The organism is Bacteroidota bacterium, from assembly GCA_041658205.1.
In the GTDB taxonomy this organism is placed as follows: domain Bacteria; phylum Bacteroidota; class Ignavibacteria; order UBA10030; family UBA8401; genus UBA8401.
Genome location: JBBAAO010000001.1, coordinates 1,362,132 through 1,377,739 on the forward strand (window position 1 = coordinate 1,362,132; position 15,608 = coordinate 1,377,739).

General features: G+C 40.0%; 14 protein-coding genes. 13 read left to right on the forward strand and 1 reads right to left on the reverse strand.

The features are described 5' to 3' along the window. Positions 1 to 278 precede the first annotated feature (278 nt). The 10 genes from WDA22_05570 (at position 279) to WDA22_05615 (ending at position 10,741) form a co-directional block, all read left to right on the forward strand. On the forward strand, positions 279 to 1,940 hold the full coding sequence (locus tag WDA22_05570) for an ATP-binding protein (protein ID MFA5832932.1): 1,662 nt from the start codon (positions 279 to 281) through the stop codon (positions 1,938 to 1,940). Next, positions 1,937 to 2,506: an archaemetzincin family Zn-dependent metalloprotease gene (locus WDA22_05575; GenBank protein ID MFA5832933.1), complete on the forward strand. Its 570-nt coding sequence runs from the start codon at positions 1,937 to 1,939 to the stop codon at positions 2,504 to 2,506. Before WDA22_05570 ends, WDA22_05575 begins: the two co-directional genes overlap by 4 nt. After that, positions 2,503 to 3,864, forward strand: a complete 1,362-nt coding sequence (locus tag WDA22_05580; GenBank protein MFA5832934.1) for a sigma-54 dependent transcriptional regulator — start codon at positions 2,503 to 2,505, stop codon at positions 3,862 to 3,864. Before WDA22_05575 ends, WDA22_05580 begins: the two co-directional genes overlap by 4 nt. 87 nt (positions 3,865 to 3,951) lie before the next feature. Then, positions 3,952 to 4,908, forward strand: a complete 957-nt coding sequence (locus WDA22_05585; GenBank protein ID MFA5832935.1) for a YpdA family putative bacillithiol disulfide reductase — start codon at positions 3,952 to 3,954, stop codon at positions 4,906 to 4,908. A 124-nt stretch (positions 4,909 to 5,032) separates the two neighbouring features. Then, on the forward strand, positions 5,033 to 6,442 hold the full coding sequence (gene atpD, locus WDA22_05590; protein MFA5832936.1) for a F0F1 ATP synthase subunit beta: 1,410 nt from the start codon (positions 5,033 to 5,035) through the stop codon (positions 6,440 to 6,442). 5 nt (positions 6,443 to 6,447) lie between these two features. Then, positions 6,448 to 6,858: a F0F1 ATP synthase subunit epsilon gene (locus tag WDA22_05595; protein ID MFA5832937.1), complete on the forward strand. Its 411-nt coding sequence runs from the start codon at positions 6,448 to 6,450 to the stop codon at positions 6,856 to 6,858. 69 nt (positions 6,859 to 6,927) lie between these two features. After that, positions 6,928 to 8,046 (forward strand): alanine racemase, encoded by a 1,119-nt coding sequence (gene alr / locus WDA22_05600; GenBank protein MFA5832938.1) that lies wholly within the window; start codon positions 6,928 to 6,930, stop codon positions 8,044 to 8,046. Further along, the gene (locus tag WDA22_05605; GenBank protein ID MFA5832939.1) at positions 8,036 to 8,977 is read left to right on the forward strand and encodes a hypothetical protein; all 942 of its coding nucleotides are present in this window, start codon (positions 8,036 to 8,038) and stop codon (positions 8,975 to 8,977) included. The genes alr and WDA22_05605 overlap by 11 nt, the downstream gene beginning before the upstream one ends. 2 nt (positions 8,978 to 8,979) lie before the next feature. Continuing rightward, positions 8,980 to 10,077, forward strand: coding sequence for a mannose-1-phosphate guanylyltransferase (locus WDA22_05610; GenBank protein ID MFA5832940.1), 1,098 nt, complete (start codon positions 8,980 to 8,982; stop codon positions 10,075 to 10,077). A gap of 259 nt (positions 10,078 to 10,336) precedes the next feature. Beyond that, positions 10,337 to 10,741, forward strand: a complete 405-nt coding sequence (locus WDA22_05615) for a septal ring lytic transglycosylase RlpA family protein (protein MFA5832941.1) — start codon at positions 10,337 to 10,339, stop codon at positions 10,739 to 10,741. A 21-nt stretch (positions 10,742 to 10,762) separates the two neighbouring features. On the opposite strand, the gene WDA22_05620 is transcribed toward WDA22_05615, so the two are convergent. Further along, positions 10,763 to 11,647, reverse strand: a complete 885-nt coding sequence (locus tag WDA22_05620) for a DUF4835 family protein (GenBank protein MFA5832942.1) — start codon at positions 11,645 to 11,647, stop codon at positions 10,763 to 10,765. A gap of 22 nt (positions 11,648 to 11,669) precedes the next feature. On the opposite strand from WDA22_05620, the gene WDA22_05625 reads away from it, so the two are divergent. From WDA22_05625 to mnmA, 3 genes are read left to right on the forward strand one after another with little or no spacing between them, the layout of a single operon-like run. Then, on the forward strand, positions 11,670 to 12,482 hold the full coding sequence (locus tag WDA22_05625; GenBank protein ID MFA5832943.1) for a hypothetical protein: 813 nt from the start codon (positions 11,670 to 11,672) through the stop codon (positions 12,480 to 12,482). Between the two features lie 4 nt (positions 12,483 to 12,486). Further along, positions 12,487 to 14,445, forward strand: coding sequence for a helix-hairpin-helix domain-containing protein (locus WDA22_05630; protein ID MFA5832944.1), 1,959 nt, complete (start codon positions 12,487 to 12,489; stop codon positions 14,443 to 14,445). A 23-nt stretch (positions 14,446 to 14,468) separates the two neighbouring features. Further along, on the forward strand, positions 14,469 to 15,596 hold the full coding sequence (mnmA, locus tag WDA22_05635) for a tRNA 2-thiouridine(34) synthase MnmA (GenBank protein MFA5832945.1): 1,128 nt from the start codon (positions 14,469 to 14,471) through the stop codon (positions 15,594 to 15,596). Positions 15,597 to 15,608: the final 12 nt, after the last annotated feature.

The following is a 15,608-nucleotide window of genomic DNA, read 5'->3' on the forward strand; positions in this document are numbered from 1 at the left end:
TCTGAGCGTGTAGGAAAAATCAACAAATTCTTTTTTTTTGAAACGCAGGATTGTTCATTTTTTTTGGACATATCCTATTGAGTTTGGAAGAAGGTCATTGAGAAAAATTTACGTAGAAATATTCAACGGACTAATTAATACACAATCCTCATTACAAAATCGTATCACAGAAAATGTTCGAAAAAACAAATGAATAATAGATCTTTGAAATGCTATCGATAGAAAACTATGGCATGAATGATGCATAAATCAACAATAGACTGTCAGAAAGTATCATAATGAATTTAAAACAAAGAGCACTTCGTCTTCCCCCAAAAAAAATTTCTCAAAAACTGATTCTATCCTTCACGTTGATTATGACAATCGTTGGAATTATCTCCAGCTACATTCATGTCAAAACACAGGAGAAACAATTACTCGAAGCGATGATGCTTGGCGCTGATCAATTGTCCGGAAGTATTTCGAGTGCTACATGGCATGCTATGCTCGCCGATCAAAGGGAGTCTGCTTATCAAACAATGGAAACGATTGCGCAAAAACAGGGGATAACAAGAATACGGATCTTCAATAAAGAAGGGAGGATCATGTATTCGACGGCAAAATCTGACACCGGTAGCGTGGACAAATATGCAGAAGCCTGTTTTATGTGTCACTCTGCAGAACAGCCTTTGGTAAAAGTAGATGTTCCTTCACGGGCAAGAGTCTATACTACCACTGAAAATATTCGAACTCTTTCAATGATCACCCCAATTTATAACGAACCATCATGCACGGAAGCAGATTGTCATGCACACCCAACATCTCAGAATGTGCTGGGAGTTCTTGATGTCTCGATGACACTGGAAATGGTAGATACAGAAATGGCACAATTGCAGCTTCGAGTGATTATCATCTCATTTTCAATTGTTATTATCATGAGTTTATTCATTATCTATTTCACCAAACATTTTATTGATGCACCTATCCAACATTTAATAGCGGGAACACATGCTGTTAGTGAAATGCAATTGGATAAACCGATTATAATTGAATCGAGCGAAGAACTAGGAGAGTTGGCCCGTTCATTCGATGTCATGCGGGTCAGATTGAAACAAGCTCTTGAAGAAATCAATCAGTTCACCGAAGGACTTGAAATGAAAATTAAACAACGCGCAGATCAATTAAAGGTTGCACATCAAAAAATATTGCAAAGCGATCGGTTGGCTTCTCTGGGACAATTATCCGCCAGTGTAGCGCATGAGATCAACAATCCAGTCTCCGGAGTACTTAATCTGGCAATGCTTATGCAGCGAATTATGAAAGAAGACGGTGTTCCCAAAGAACGGGTGGAAGAATTCAGAAAATATCTTTCCCAAGTTGTAAACGAAACTGCGCGCGTCGGAAGGATTGTGCAAGATCTGCTTGCATTCTCTCGGCGGTCAAAACCGTTTCGAGCGAAAATTGATTTTAATACAATGATCAAATCGACACTCAATCTTTTAGATCATAAAATTAAACTATCGGGAGTGAAGATTGAATTGTATTTACAGCACGATCTACCAACCGTTCACTGCGACGGATCGCAAATGCAGCAAGTGGTGATCAATTTAATTATGAATGGTGCAGAAGCCGCGCAAGGGAAACAGAACGGTACTGTAAGTGTAACAACACGCATGCATATCCAGCAGGATCAATTAGAATTCATCGTGTCTGATAATGGAGATGGAATTCCGGAGGAAAACATTTCCAAAATATTCAGCCCCTTCTTCACAACAAAAGGTGAAGGAAAAGGAGTTGGTCTTGGTTTGGCTGTCGTCTTTGGCATTATTGAAGCGCACAAGGGAGATATTGATGTGAAGAGTGAACGCAATCAAGGGACAACATTTACTGTAGCGCTTCCGTTTAATGAAACAGCGACACCAAAAAATAATGAATTGGAAAAAACAGGAACAGCAGTGTGAAATCGATCTATCTTGCACCATTTGGAATGATTGATGAAGAAGCGATGTCTACACTCGAAACTTCTCTTTGGCAGATTTTCGGTTTTGACATTAAGCGATTACCCGTTCTACCGGAACCGGAGTATGCATTGGATCAAAAAACGAAACAATACAATTCGACGTTGATATTAAAAGACCTTCTGCGTCGTGTGCCGAATGATGCTGTGAGAGTACTTGGGATAACGCAATGCGACTTATTTATTCCCATGCTTAGTTTTGTATTTGGTCACGCACAAGTGAATGGGCCGGTTGCGGTTATTTCTCTGGCGCGACTGCATCAACAGTTTTATCATCTGCCGGAGAATAAACTTCTGTTCATACGCAGAATGATGAAAGAAGCCGTCCACGAGCTCGGACATACATTCGGTTTAGTTCATTGTTCGGATACACAATGTGCAATGTCATTATCAAACGCTATTCAACAGGTTGACAAAAAAACAGAAGAGTTATGCGCAAACTGTTCCATACTCTTCGATGAAATCAGTAAACATATTCGCCGTGAGAACGGCATGGAGATAGTACAATGAAAAAGTTATGGAATATTATGGTAGTGGACGACGAAGAAGTGATGCGTGAATCTCTTGCGGCATGGCTGCGAGAAGATGGCTATTCGGTCGATACCGCGGAATCCGGCAGAGATGCCATCGAAAAGACAAAACTGAAAGAGTATGCCATCTATTTTATTGATTTAAAAATGCCCGGCGGTCATGACGGAATCGAAACCATGATGGAAATACGTAAAATTCAATCTGAAGCGTCCATCATAATTGTCACAGCATATGCAACTGTCGATACGGCCATCACGGCGATGAAGGAAGGGGCACAGGAGTATATAGTTAAACCATGTAACCCAGAGGAAATCTCTTTGTTGGTTAGTCGCATCATAAAAATTAAAAACCTCCAGCGAGAAAATTCCATTCTTAGAAAAAAATTATCAAAACAATATAATTTCTGCGACATCATCAGCAAAAATCCGAAAATGATGGAAATCTTTGGCTTAATCAAAGAAGTGGCTAGTTTGCGAAGCACAGTGATGATACAGGGAGAAAGCGGAACAGGAAAAGAATTAATAGCCCGCGCCATTCATTTTGCCGGGGACAGAGCCGGTAAACCATTCGTGGGAGTTTCATGTGCGGCTTTAACGGAATCATTATTAGAGTCTGAATTGTTCGGACATGAAAAAGGTTCGTTTACCGGAGCAACAGGACAAAAGAAGGGAAAATTTGAAATTGCTGAAGGAGGGACAATTTTTCTTGATGAGATCGGTGATATTTCACCGAAGCTGCAATTGAATTTACTCCGGATTTTACAGGAGAGAAATTTTTATCGTGTCGGTGGCACGGAACAAATAAATGTGGATGTACGGGTGATAGCTGCAACCAACAGAAATCTTGAAGAAGCAGTGCGCGACGGAAAATTCCGGGACGATCTGTTCTACAGACTGAATGTGATCAATATTCATCTCCCCCCGCTGCGTGACAGACGGGAGGATATTCCGCTGTTGGTGCATAACTTTATCGAGCATATCGGTCCGGAATTGTGCCGGGAAGTCCACGATATTTCTGAAGGAGCAATGAAAATATTATTGAGTCATCAATGGCCCGGGAATGTACGGGAATTGGAAAATGCTGTTGAACGTGCAATTGTTACTTGCAAAACTAAGATACTGATGGAAGAGGATTTTGGATTTCTCAACGTACATGGAAATGAAAGGAAACAATGGGATATTCCTGTTGAATTAACATTGGACGAAATTGAGAATCAGGCGATAACAGCCACACTGCAGCGAACACATGGCAATATCAAAGAAGCATCGACAATTCTGGGTGTAGATCGCTCGACATTGTATGACAGGATTAAAAAGTACAATCTTCCAAGAAATTGAACTGTGGCAAAAATAGTGTTACATTGATCTATAGGTTATGATCCGTCGATCTTCGACGGATTTTTTTTTTGAAGCGATTGTAGAATTATGTTTGATCTTATTATTGTTGGTGCAGGACCTTCCGGACTTTCTGTTGCGATCGAAGCGAAGAAGAACGGATTGAATTATTTGGTTATCGAAAAAGGTGGAATTGTCCATTCAATACAGCATTTTCCCGCAGAAATGACATTTTTTTCCACTCCTGAGCTTTTAGAAATCGGAAATGTTCCATTCACTTCGGCGCATATGCGACCCTCACGCGCAGAAGGACTGGAATACTATACTAAAGTAGCCGAATATTATGCACTGAATTGCCATTTTTTTGAATCAGTAATTTCAATTAATCCTTCAGGTTCGCGTTTTGTTGTCAGCACTTCTCAATCGACATATCAAACAAAGAATGTTGTTCTTGCAACAGGATATTACGATCATCCCAATTTACTGAATATTGCGGGGGAACATCTTCCTAAAGTGTCTCATTATTATAATGAACCATATTCGTTTTACCATCAAAATGTGATGGTGATCGGCGCTAAAAATTCTGCAGCAATAGCAGCGTTGGAATTGTTTAGACACGGAGCTCACGTTACACTCGTTCATCGTGGTGAGACACTTTCCGAAAAAATTAAATATTGGATCCTTCCGGATATCGAAAACAGAATCAAGGAACAATCGATCAAAGCACTGTTCAACACGCAAGTAATGGAAATCAAAGAGAAAAGTGTCAGAGTAAAAAATACCGATGGAGAATACGATATCGAGAATGATTTCGTTTTCGCTCTGATCGGTTACCATCCGGATTACGATTTTCTTCGGTCATGCGGTATCGCGTTAGATACTGAAAGTTACGTGCCACAACAAAATCCTGATTCATTTGAAACGAATGTAAAGGGGATATATGTTGCCGGTTCCATCATAGCCGGAAAAAACAACAATTCTATTTTCATTGAAAATGGAAGATTACATGGAAAAATTATAATAGACGCTCTTCGAAAGACGTTATAATTGCTTTTCTCTGTACAGCGTTACAATTATTCATGAAGTTTTACATTGATTATCTTCCAAAAACTCCTTATTTTACTTCACTTTTGTAATAAAAATCATCAAATCGAACTTTGAAAGGAAAGCAATGAACGAAGGAACAATTGTTCAAGTAATAGGACCTGTTGTTGATATTGATTTTTCAGATGGAACACCACCAACTGTATTAAATGCAATCAAAATTCCCCGTACGAACATCGAAGGTCATAAAGAAAATCTAATTGTTGAAGTGCAGCAGCATCTAGGAGAGAACCGTGTGCGTACGATTGCGATGGATTCAACGGATGGTCTTGTTCGCGGAATGAAAGCGATTGATACCGGTAATCCTATTTCTATTCCTGTCGGACCAAATACACTCGGTCGATTGATTAATGTTATCGGTGATGGAATTGACGGACTGGGAGAAATTAAAGGTGTTACAAAATATCCTATTCATCGTCCGGCACCAAGATTTGAAGATCTTTCTACCCAAAAAGAGATGTTTGAAACAGGTATTAAAGTTGTTGACCTTCTCGAACCATACACCAAAGGGGGAAAGACTGGTTTGTTTGGCGGTGCGGGTGTAGGAAAGACAGTGTTGATTCAAGAATTGATCCGTAACATTGCTGCTGAACATGGCGGTTACTCAGTGTTTGCCGGTGTTGGAGAGCGTACTCGAGAAGGAAACGATCTTTGGTTAGAAATGAAAGAATCAGGTGTTCTTGCAAAGACTGCTCTTGTATTTGGTCAAATGAACGAACCTCCGGGAGCACGTCTTCGTGTTGCATTAACCGGGTTGTCCATTGCAGAATATTTCCGTGATGATGAAGGAAAAGATGTTCTGTTATTTATTGATAATATTTTCCGTTTCACGCAGGCAGGTTCCGAAGTGTCAGCACTTCTTGGACGTATGCCTTCTGCAGTGGGTTATCAACCGACTCTTGCGACAGAAATGGGTGCGTTGCAGGAACGAATCACATCCACGAAAAAAGGTTCCATCACATCAGTGCAGGCAATTTATGTTCCTGCTGATGACTTGACCGATCCCGCACCGGCAGCAGCATTCTCTCACTTGGATGCGACAACAGTGTTAAGCCGTCAGATTTCTGAACTTGGAATTTATCCCGCCGTTGATCCGCTCGATTCAACGTCGCGTATTATGGATCCGCTGATCGTCGGCCAACATCACTATGATGTGGCAAAATCTGTAAAAGTAATTTTACAGCAGTATAAAGATCTTCAGGATATCATCAACATCCTTGGGATGGATGAACTTTCTGATGAGGATAAACTCACAGTGTCGCGTGCTCGTAAAATCCAACGCTTCTTGTCGCAGCCGTTCCACGTTGCGGAACAGTTTACCGGTATTCCCGGACGTTATGTAAAACTGGAAGACACCATTAAAGGATTTAAGATGATTGTCGACGGTGAATGCGATCAATTGCCGGAACAAGCATTTTTAATGTGCGGTGGAATTGAAGAAGTATTTGAAAAAGCAAAAGCATTACAGGCAGCATAATTCCTATGGCAGATAAAAAATTTCAATTAGATATTGTAACACCTGCCAAGACGGTCTTTACCGGCGAGGTTCAGAGTTTCACTGCGCCGGGTGTGATCGGAAACTTTCAGGTCTTGTTCAATCACGCTCCATTGCTTTCCGCTATCGGCATCGGTGAAATTAAAGTGACCGATGTCGTTGGAAAGGTGTCGCGGTTTGCTACCACTGGTGGATTTGTTGAAGTAAAATCCAACAAAGTGATCGTCCTTGCAGAATCCGCAGAAAGTGAAGAAGAGATAAATATTGAACGAGCGGAGAAATCGAAACAGCGTGCAAACGATCGTCTGACGAAAAAGCAATCCGATACGGATGTTGAACGTGCTCGTGTCGCCTTGAATCGAGCAATTAATCGTTTAAAAATTGCTTCAAAAAAATAAATGAACATTGTGTAATCATAGCCCACTGAAGATCGCTTCCGTGGGCTTTTTTATTTAAATCAAAATTTCATGCGCCCAACCTTTGCGGAAATTGATCTTCGAGCGATCAATACGAATCTCAAGAACATTCGCAAGAAGATCGGAAAACATCCGTTGATTATGGCGGTAGTAAAGGCAAATGCGTATGGACATGGTGTCATTCCGGTAGTTCAAGCGATTATTAAAAGAAAAAGTGCCGAATATTTTGGTGTTGCCATTGTTGAAGAAGGTATTGAACTACGCAATGCCAAAATCCAATTTCCCATTCATGTCTTTACCGCACCACTTCTTCATCAACTAACTTTGTATGTGCAACACAATCTCGAAGCGACTATCTGTGATTTATCCACAGCGAAGAGACTCAATGCACTTGCAAAAAAAAGTGACAAGACTGTCTCAATTCATGTAAAGATTGATACTGGAATGGGGCGAATTGGGGTAAAACCTAGCGAGGCAGTACAACTGGTAAAATCGATTTCAACGTTGTCAAACATTTTTATAAAAGGAATCTGGACTCACTTCGCTTCGTCCGATGAAACTAATCTATCCTTTGCCAATGAACAGCTGCAAAAATTTCGATCGATAGTTACCACTCTGGAACTAAATGGGATCCATATCCCCCTAGTGCATTGCGCTAACAGTGGAGCCATTTTACAGATGCCTGATTCCTATTTCGATATGGTCAGACCGGGAATTATGATGTACGGATATACACCGTCTGCAGAAACAAAAAAAACGGTAGACATAACTCCTGCACTTTCGTTAAAGGCGCGAGTTGGTTTTACAAAATCAGTAGAAAAGGGAACGAGTATCAGTTATTCGAGGCGGTATTATGCAAAGAAAAAAACAACAATTGCGAGCGTTACTGTTGGATATGCTGATGGATATTTTCGTACATTAACCAATAAAACTTTTGCTTTAATCAGAGGTAAAAAATTCCCTGTTGTCGGAACAATTTGTATGGATCAAATTATGATTGATGTGGGGAATGAAACAGTGAACGTGGGAGATGAAGTAGTCCTGATCGGCCGGAGCGGAAGCAAAAACATCACTGCGTGGGATATTTCACACTCTATCGGAACCATTCCGTACGAAGTGACCTGTGCAGTATCACAACGTGTTCCCAGAAAATATATCAATGGAAAGTAACGAAGAATATTTATTAAGAGCATTGCGCAGAACAAGTGGAGGTTTGACCGACAGTTTGATCCCTGCTCACGGTGCAAAGTTAACGAAGTTGTTGCAACGATTTGAATCGGCTGATTCCATTGGTCATGAAGTCAAATCACTCTTGCATGTCCAAGGTTTCGGTAAATGTTCTCTCGCGATGGAATGGCTATTAGAACGAACAAAGCGATCAAATGATTTTAACGCTCCGGAGCAATTTGAAAGCGATGTTCTACTGTTGAATGAAAAATTGTTTGAAGCATTTCTGAATCAACCGTTCGATATGCCGGACTTTTCCCGTTCATTCGAAGCTCCGGCAAGACCAATCCAACAGGATATCGAGATTTCCCAGGATGAATTTTTGGGAACAAGTTATCCATCACAAGAAAATGATGTATCGGTTCAGTCAGAACAATCCATTGAACCCGTTCAAGCAACGATGGAAGAGCCGGATTGGAATACCGCTCCAACGATAACTCCTTTTGAATCCGCATTAGCAGATACATCAACACCGTTGGAACAGAATGATGCTTCACCTGCGCTCTCCGTTGCAATGAATGCCGACCTTTTTGATGCAATGGAACGTATTGCACAAACATCAATAGAATTTTTTGATAAGCAATCCAGTGACCGTCCTATTGCAATGGCAGTGTTACGTGTTACGGTCCGTGCTGCGCTTGATACGGCGAAAGTATCGGAAAATGTTGTGGGCCAAGATTTTTGTGAAGCATACTTGCGAATGATAGCATATGCAGATGAACAGGGAAAGATTCGCAGCGATGTATTTGCCGATACTATTCGTGATATCGGAGACAGACTTTCATTCTCCTTACAACAAACTTCTGGTGGAATTACGTTATTAAACAATCTTACAAAATACATTAAGGATCCCAAAGAACTTTTGAAAAAATAATTATGGAAAATCAACAACAGATCTATGCAGTAATTATGGCTGGCGGTGTTGGTTCAAGATTTTGGCCGCGGAGCCGGGAAAAAAATCCAAAACAGTTGCTGGAAATTGTCGGTGAAGGTACAATGATACAAAATACCGTGAAACGTCTGCACGGTTTTGTCGAAGAAAAAAATGTGTTTATTGTGACAAATAAACTGCAAAAGAATGCTATTATAAAACAACTTCCAAATGTTCCGGTAGAAAATATTATTGTAGAACCGGTCGGGCGAAATACTGCACCATGCATCGGACTTGCCGCACTATTTATCGATAGACTTGATCCAAAGGGAATAATGATTGTGCTTCCCGCTGATCATATCATTGCAAATGAATCTGAATTTATTCGTGTCTTAAAAACCTCAGCACAGGTTGCGCATATTACCGCAGGACTAGTAACAATAGGAATTCACCCGACACATCCTGAAACTGGATATGGGTATATTCAGGCAAAGGATAAAAGCGAAGAAACACAACCGGTAAATATGAGCGGTGTATTTGAAGTGAAAACATTTGCTGAAAAACCAAATTTTCCTACTGCTGTTAAATTTCTGGAAAGCGGTGATTTCTATTGGAATAGCGGAATGTTTATTTGGAGAGTTGATACAATCCTTAGTGAGATGCAAAAAAGTCTCCCCGAATTACATAGTCAATTGCTCAATGTACAACCTTCCATCGGGACATCGTTATTTGAACAGAGTCTGGAAACGGCTTATGGAATTATTCGCGGTATTTCCATCGATTATGGTGTGATGGAAAAAGCATCCCGAGTGTACGTAGTCAAAGGTGATTTTGGATGGAATGATCTCGGATCGTGGGATGAAGTAAATAGGATATCACCAAAGGATGAAAACGGAAATTACCTTCATGGCAAGGTGATCTCTGTGCATTCCAAGAACACGTATGTTCATACGTCGGACAAATTGATTGCGACGGTTGGGGTGGAAGATATTATTGTTATTAATACACCCGACGCTATACTTGTCTGCAAAAAAGGCGCTTCGCAGGATGTGAAAGAGATTGTCGATCATCTGAAACGAAAACAGATGAATGAATATTTGTAACTACTCAGCAGAATTATATAAAAATTCAAAAACATACCACCAAATCACAAAAACACGAAAGTGCACAAAAAGAATTTGAACTATTACTCCAACAAAGTTGGTGAAATTTAGTGTTTTTGTGTTTTAGTGGCAAAAAAATCATTAACGCTGAGTAATTACGAATATCTTTAAAATACATACAGATCAAATTATTTCTTCCCATTATTTCCCCTTTACAGGAGATATTGGGAAGTTTTTTTTTCTGGTAATTCTCTTATCCGTGATCTCTTCGTGTGCATCGTCACCAAGGTTTACTCGGGATCGATATGCAGAACCGAAAACGAATCCTTCCAAACCTGCTGCGAATAATTCCAACGGTAAAGCGACGTCGTATAAAGGCATCGCGTCATACTATGCGCATGATTTTCATGGTAAAAAAACTGCCAATGGTGAACTCTATGATATGCATGCACTCACTGCTGCGCACCGTTCATTTCCTTTCGGTACAAAAGTACGTGTAACGAATAGTGATAACGGAAAATCTTGTGTTGTGCGGGTGAATGACAGAGGGCCATTCAAGTTAGAAAGAATTATGGACCTCTCTCTTGGTGCTGCAGAAGCATTAGAGATGATGAAAACCGGAACGGCTAATGTTACACTTGAAGTTTTAGAGTGGGGAAACTAAAAAAAGTATTGTCCGTAGAGGTTAGTTTTTTCCTACCGCCTCCTCATACGACGACTGATGTGCCTGGTCAATTTGAATCAATGTTTTATAGACATTCTCATCGTTATACCCCTTAAACACTTCCGCTAACTCACCATATTTTGTATCAAAGAAAGTCTTGAACAAGATCGCTCGGGGGTTTGAATTTTGTTTCAACGATTTTATATTGTTGAGCATTGTCAAAATATTCTCGTATCCTTTTCCCGGTTTTGTTGCAAGAAGATCCAAACCCCGGAAATGATAGAGATGCCAACCTTCACGGAATGATAGATTTGTTGGATTCAAGATTTCTTCCGTGAAGTTATATTTGGAATATGTTGAACCTGTGCCGCGGTCCCATCCGGAAGAGCTTGATGGAGCCTGGCTGCACATCGTAAAAGCTTTTCGGAAATACTGGGTTCCGCTCATTTTATCGTACGAATCATAATCGAACCCAAGAATAACAAACATATAAAAATCAATGAAGTCCGTGAGAGGATCAAATTGAGTTTCATTGCGAAAAAGAGGCTGTCCCTGAACATAGATGAAATCCCATTTGTCATCAAAGATTCTAATCATCGGTGTTTTTTTCTCAGAAGCTTTTTTCCCGACAAACACCGGACGTGAACTTCCGATAAATGCCTGTGCCTTAAATGAATTTCCATCTGCCGCAGTAAAAAAAATGTTTATTGTGCATTTTATTTTTTCGCCGCCAAGATCGTCTGCTGTCCACTTTTGTGAATTAATGTATGTTTCAATATCGCGCTCGAAGTTCTGGAGGTTTTCCTTTGCGTTAGACACTTGCTCATAATTTACGGTAACATCACACTCAATCTGCGAATAGCTAACCAATGAGAGAGTGAAAAAAACGATGAGAAACCGAATCATAATAATCCTTTCAGGTGGAATAATGAGACAATATAAACGTTTCATCTTCTTCATTCAAGTATTGCTTGTCGTACAGCCGGTTCTATCTGGATTTGAACGAAATTCACAGCCGACTTCATTGTTCTCTGTGGCGTTTAGCGGTGTTGGGTTGTTTTTAGCAGATAATCTCTGGATAAATCCAGCTTCGATAGGAAAGGTCTCCTCGTTACAATCCTCGCTTTTTTATTCACCATCACCGTTTCACCTTGAACAACTCTCCAATTATGGATTGATGAGTTCATATAATAATACGTTCGTTAATCTTTCATTTGGGATTCAATCATTCGGATTCTCGCTTTATAGAGAAAGTCTTGTCTCCCTTGGTGCTGCGAAAATGGTTACAGATGAGCTGAGTGTTGGGTTAAATGCACAGCTGTATCATCTTTCCATTGAGCGGTACGGATCATCCTCAACGGGAGTGATAGATATCGGTGCAATTTACGTTGCAACAGATCACATAAATGTTGGACTAGCCATTCAGAACATCACAGGAGCAACGTTTGGTGCAGATGACGATATTCCACAAGTGTTAACAACAGGATTATCTTATACCGTAGGGGAAGTCTCGACAGTGAATTTTGATCTGGTCAAAGATATTCGATATCAAGCCTTTTATCGGGTGGGAATGACTCTCACGCCGATTGAAATTGTATCATTATCTGTTGGATCAGATGGATCATCATCAAAACTATTTGCAGGATTGGGCATTCTTATTGCACCATTCAAAATTAATTATGGAATTGCGGCTCACGCAGAACTTGGATTGATTCACTCTGTCGGAATCACCTTCCAATAGTATTATGAAATGCATATTTGGCATAGGGTTATTTATAGTCGGTCAGTTGATTGTCACTGCTCAAATCGATACTCATTCGTTTGATCAGGATGTCATAGAATCAATTGTCGATTTCAATGCTGAAGAACGGGAGACACAACAGTTCGGTGAAGAATTAGATTATCTTCGATCACATCCTATCGACATTGCCAACCCTTCATATAGCGAGCTACTGAAATTACCAATGATTTCTCCATTGCTTGCAGAATCAATAATCTTGTACAGTGACTCAACCAACATTGAGAATATTAACCAGCTTCGTTCTGTTTCACTCATGACGGATGTCCTATTTGAAAGAATAGCACCATTTATTACAGTAGTGCACTCTCCGCCAAACGTAGAATTTTTTGATATGGCGCGAACGGAAGGTGAATCACGATCACGGACAGAACAACGATTACAATCGACAAATGGAACGAGGAATGGTAAATATCTTGGAAGCACATTGAGTACTTACGAACGGACGAAAATTAAAAGTGCTTATTTTGAAGCGGCAGGATTATTTGAAAAAGATGCCGGAGAATCATACCGTAACGGATTAATGTCTGGCTATTTTATAGTAAAGGAAACTCCATTGTTTCGAAACCTTGTCATTGGCAATTTTAATATTTCTTCTGCACAAGGACTTGTACTCTCTAAAAATATTTCAACGGCGAAAGGAAACGATGCTGTCGGTCAAACGAGAAAAAAGGGGAGAGTAATATCTCCCAGTGTTTCTACGGACGAGTTTAGATATTTTCAAGGTGCAGCATCGCAGTTTCAGCATAATAATCTTTCTATGACCGGATTTTATTCTTCACGACAATTGTCGGCGGGATTAGATACTAACGGAATTGTTACGAGTTTTTATACTTCCGGAAACTATCGCACAATAGAAGATCTTAAACGGCATCGAACTCTTGGAGAACAAACAATTGGAGGGAAGATTGATTATTTGTTTAATGGAGAAAGAAATATATCAATGACACTGATGAATGTTCAATACGATCGGTTTCTGGCACCGTCTCTTTTCAATCTACAAGGAAATCGCAAAATATCTGCAGGGAGCATATCCTGGGAAATACCATTTTCAGGAATACTGACATTTGGAGAAACTGCGACGAATGATCTCAGTCGGTTCAGTAAAGTATTTGGTATTCTATTTCCAATTTCGAGAAAAGTTGCGGTGAGTTATCATCATCGTGCTTTTACGAAAGGATATGTGAGTCCGTTTGCGCATCCCTTTGGTGAGCGCAGCAATATTGCGGATGGTGAACTTGGGAATTACATTGGCATTGAAATCGCAGAAGAAGATATGACACTAAATGCATATCAAGATTTTTTCCTGCTTCCATCAACGAAACAAGACTTTGGTGTGATCGGTAAGGAGACATTTCTTTCCATAGCTCTACCACTTGTTCCAAAGCTTAAAGTAATGATGCATTTCAAGAATAAAGTTCGATCTCAAGCCGATATTTTACCGGAAAATGATGAACGTCATCAGTCCAATTATCGTTTTTCCTACATGTATAAAGCAACGAAAGAATTCATACTCTCCCAGCGATTCGAAATGGTGAATGTCGCTTATTCTCCTTCGAAATTTGTAGAAAAAGGTTTTTTAACATTTGTTGAAGGGTTGTATAAAAACAGTGGGAGTGGAGTAACAATAAAAACCAGGTTCATTTTATTTGATACCGATTCATATGATACACGGTTATATCAATATGAATCAGATGTAGCAGGTAATTTTTCTAACCCGCCGATGTATGGTAAAGGGATGAGGTGGTATATTGTTTCAGCATTCGAAATCTTCAAGAATTGTGTATTCTCATTCAAATATTTGGAAACAAAAAAACAGAATGAAGTTGTTCTGGGAAGCGGGGATGATCAAATACACGGGAATCTGGATAATCATATTGCGTTACAGCTCGATTTTCGGATATGAAGAATATTTTGTAAATTATCATTATGAGCATTCATAAAAAAAATAAAACGGTGGTTTTGGGAATGTCGGGCGGAGTTGATTCGTCCGTTTGTGCAGCATTATTAGTGGAACAAGGTTACAATGTTATTGGAATAACTATAAAAACCTTCAATTATGAGGATGTCGGAGGAACAATTGAAGGGGATAAAAGCTGTTGTTCGCTCGATGGAATTAATGATGCTCGTTTGATTGCAGCCAAATTTGGATTCCCGCATTACGTGATGGATTTTTCTGAAGTTTTTGGAAAGAATGTCATTGATAATTTTATTGATGAATATATGCACGGACGTACGCCAAATCCTTGCGTTATTTGCAATAGAAAAATCAAGTGGGAAGAATTATTGCGAAAAGGGAAACAGCTCGGTGCCGATTATGTTGCGATGGGACATTATGCAAAACTCCGTATGGACGATGTCACAAAACGCTATGTGATCTCCCGCGGAAAAGATGGAAAGAAAGACCAGTCGTATATGTTGTGGAATGTGACGCAAGAATCGCTGGATCATACGTTATTTCCGTTGGCAGAATATACAAAAGATGAAGTACGTGCACTTGCGGTACACTATGGATTGCGGACGGCGGCTAAAGGAGAAAGTTTTGAAATTTGTTTCATTACCGACAATAATTACGAACGCTTCCTAAAACATAAGCTCCCGAATATCGAAAAAGAAGTTGCTGGTGGCGATATACTTCTCAACGGAAACAAAATCGGAGAACATAATGGATTTCCGTTTTATACGATAGGTCAACGCAAAGGACTTGGAATTGCACATCCTGATCCCTTATATGTAACCTCCATTGATTATCAAACGAACAAGATTAATGTAGGGTATGAAAATGAATTACTTCAACATCAGCTTATGGCATCAAATCTGAATTTAATTAAGTATGCTGATCTATTCGAAGGGAAGAATCTCACCGTAAAAATTCGGTATAAGGATAAGGATGAATCCGCTATTGTTACTCAGCTTGACGGTAACGGAAATGGAGAAGGGCGAGTCTCCATTAAATTTAATAAACCTAAGCGGGCTATCACCCCAGGTCAATCAGTCGTGTTCTACGAAGGAGAGGATCTTGTGGGGGGAGCCGTTATCGATTCTGCTTTTCAGTAAAAACCCAACCGC

What these genes read in the sequence shown, in the direction of transcription:
- WDA22_05580 (MFA5832934.1), top strand. Translation starts at nt 2,503, where the DNA reads ATGAAAAAGTTATGGAATATTATGGTAGTGGACGACGAAGAAGTGATG.
- WDA22_05610 (MFA5832940.1), top strand. Translation starts at nt 8,980, where the DNA reads ATGGAAAATCAACAACAGATCTATGCAGTAATTATGGCTGGCGGTGTT.
- WDA22_05630 (MFA5832944.1), top strand. Translation starts at nt 12,487, where the DNA reads ATGAAATGCATATTTGGCATAGGGTTATTTATAGTCGGTCAGTTGATT.
- mnmA (MFA5832945.1), top strand. Translation starts at nt 14,469, where the DNA reads ATGAGCATTCATAAAAAAAATAAAACGGTGGTTTTGGGAATGTCGGGC.
- WDA22_05570 (MFA5832932.1), top strand. Translation starts at nt 279, where the DNA reads ATGAATTTAAAACAAAGAGCACTTCGTCTTCCCCCAAAAAAAATTTCT.
- alr (MFA5832938.1), top strand. Translation starts at nt 6,928, where the DNA reads ATGCGCCCAACCTTTGCGGAAATTGATCTTCGAGCGATCAATACGAAT.
- WDA22_05625 (MFA5832943.1), top strand. Translation starts at nt 11,670, where the DNA reads ATGAGACAATATAAACGTTTCATCTTCTTCATTCAAGTATTGCTTGTC.
- WDA22_05585 (MFA5832935.1), top strand. Translation starts at nt 3,952, where the DNA reads ATGTTTGATCTTATTATTGTTGGTGCAGGACCTTCCGGACTTTCTGTT.
- atpD (MFA5832936.1), top strand. Translation starts at nt 5,033, where the DNA reads ATGAACGAAGGAACAATTGTTCAAGTAATAGGACCTGTTGTTGATATT.
- WDA22_05605 (MFA5832939.1), top strand. Translation starts at nt 8,036, where the DNA reads ATGGAAAGTAACGAAGAATATTTATTAAGAGCATTGCGCAGAACAAGT.
- WDA22_05620 (MFA5832942.1), bottom strand. Translation starts at nt 11,647, where the DNA reads ATGATTCGGTTTCTCATCGTTTTTTTCACTCTCTCATTGGTTAGCTAT.
- WDA22_05595 (MFA5832937.1), top strand. Translation starts at nt 6,448, where the DNA reads ATGGCAGATAAAAAATTTCAATTAGATATTGTAACACCTGCCAAGACG.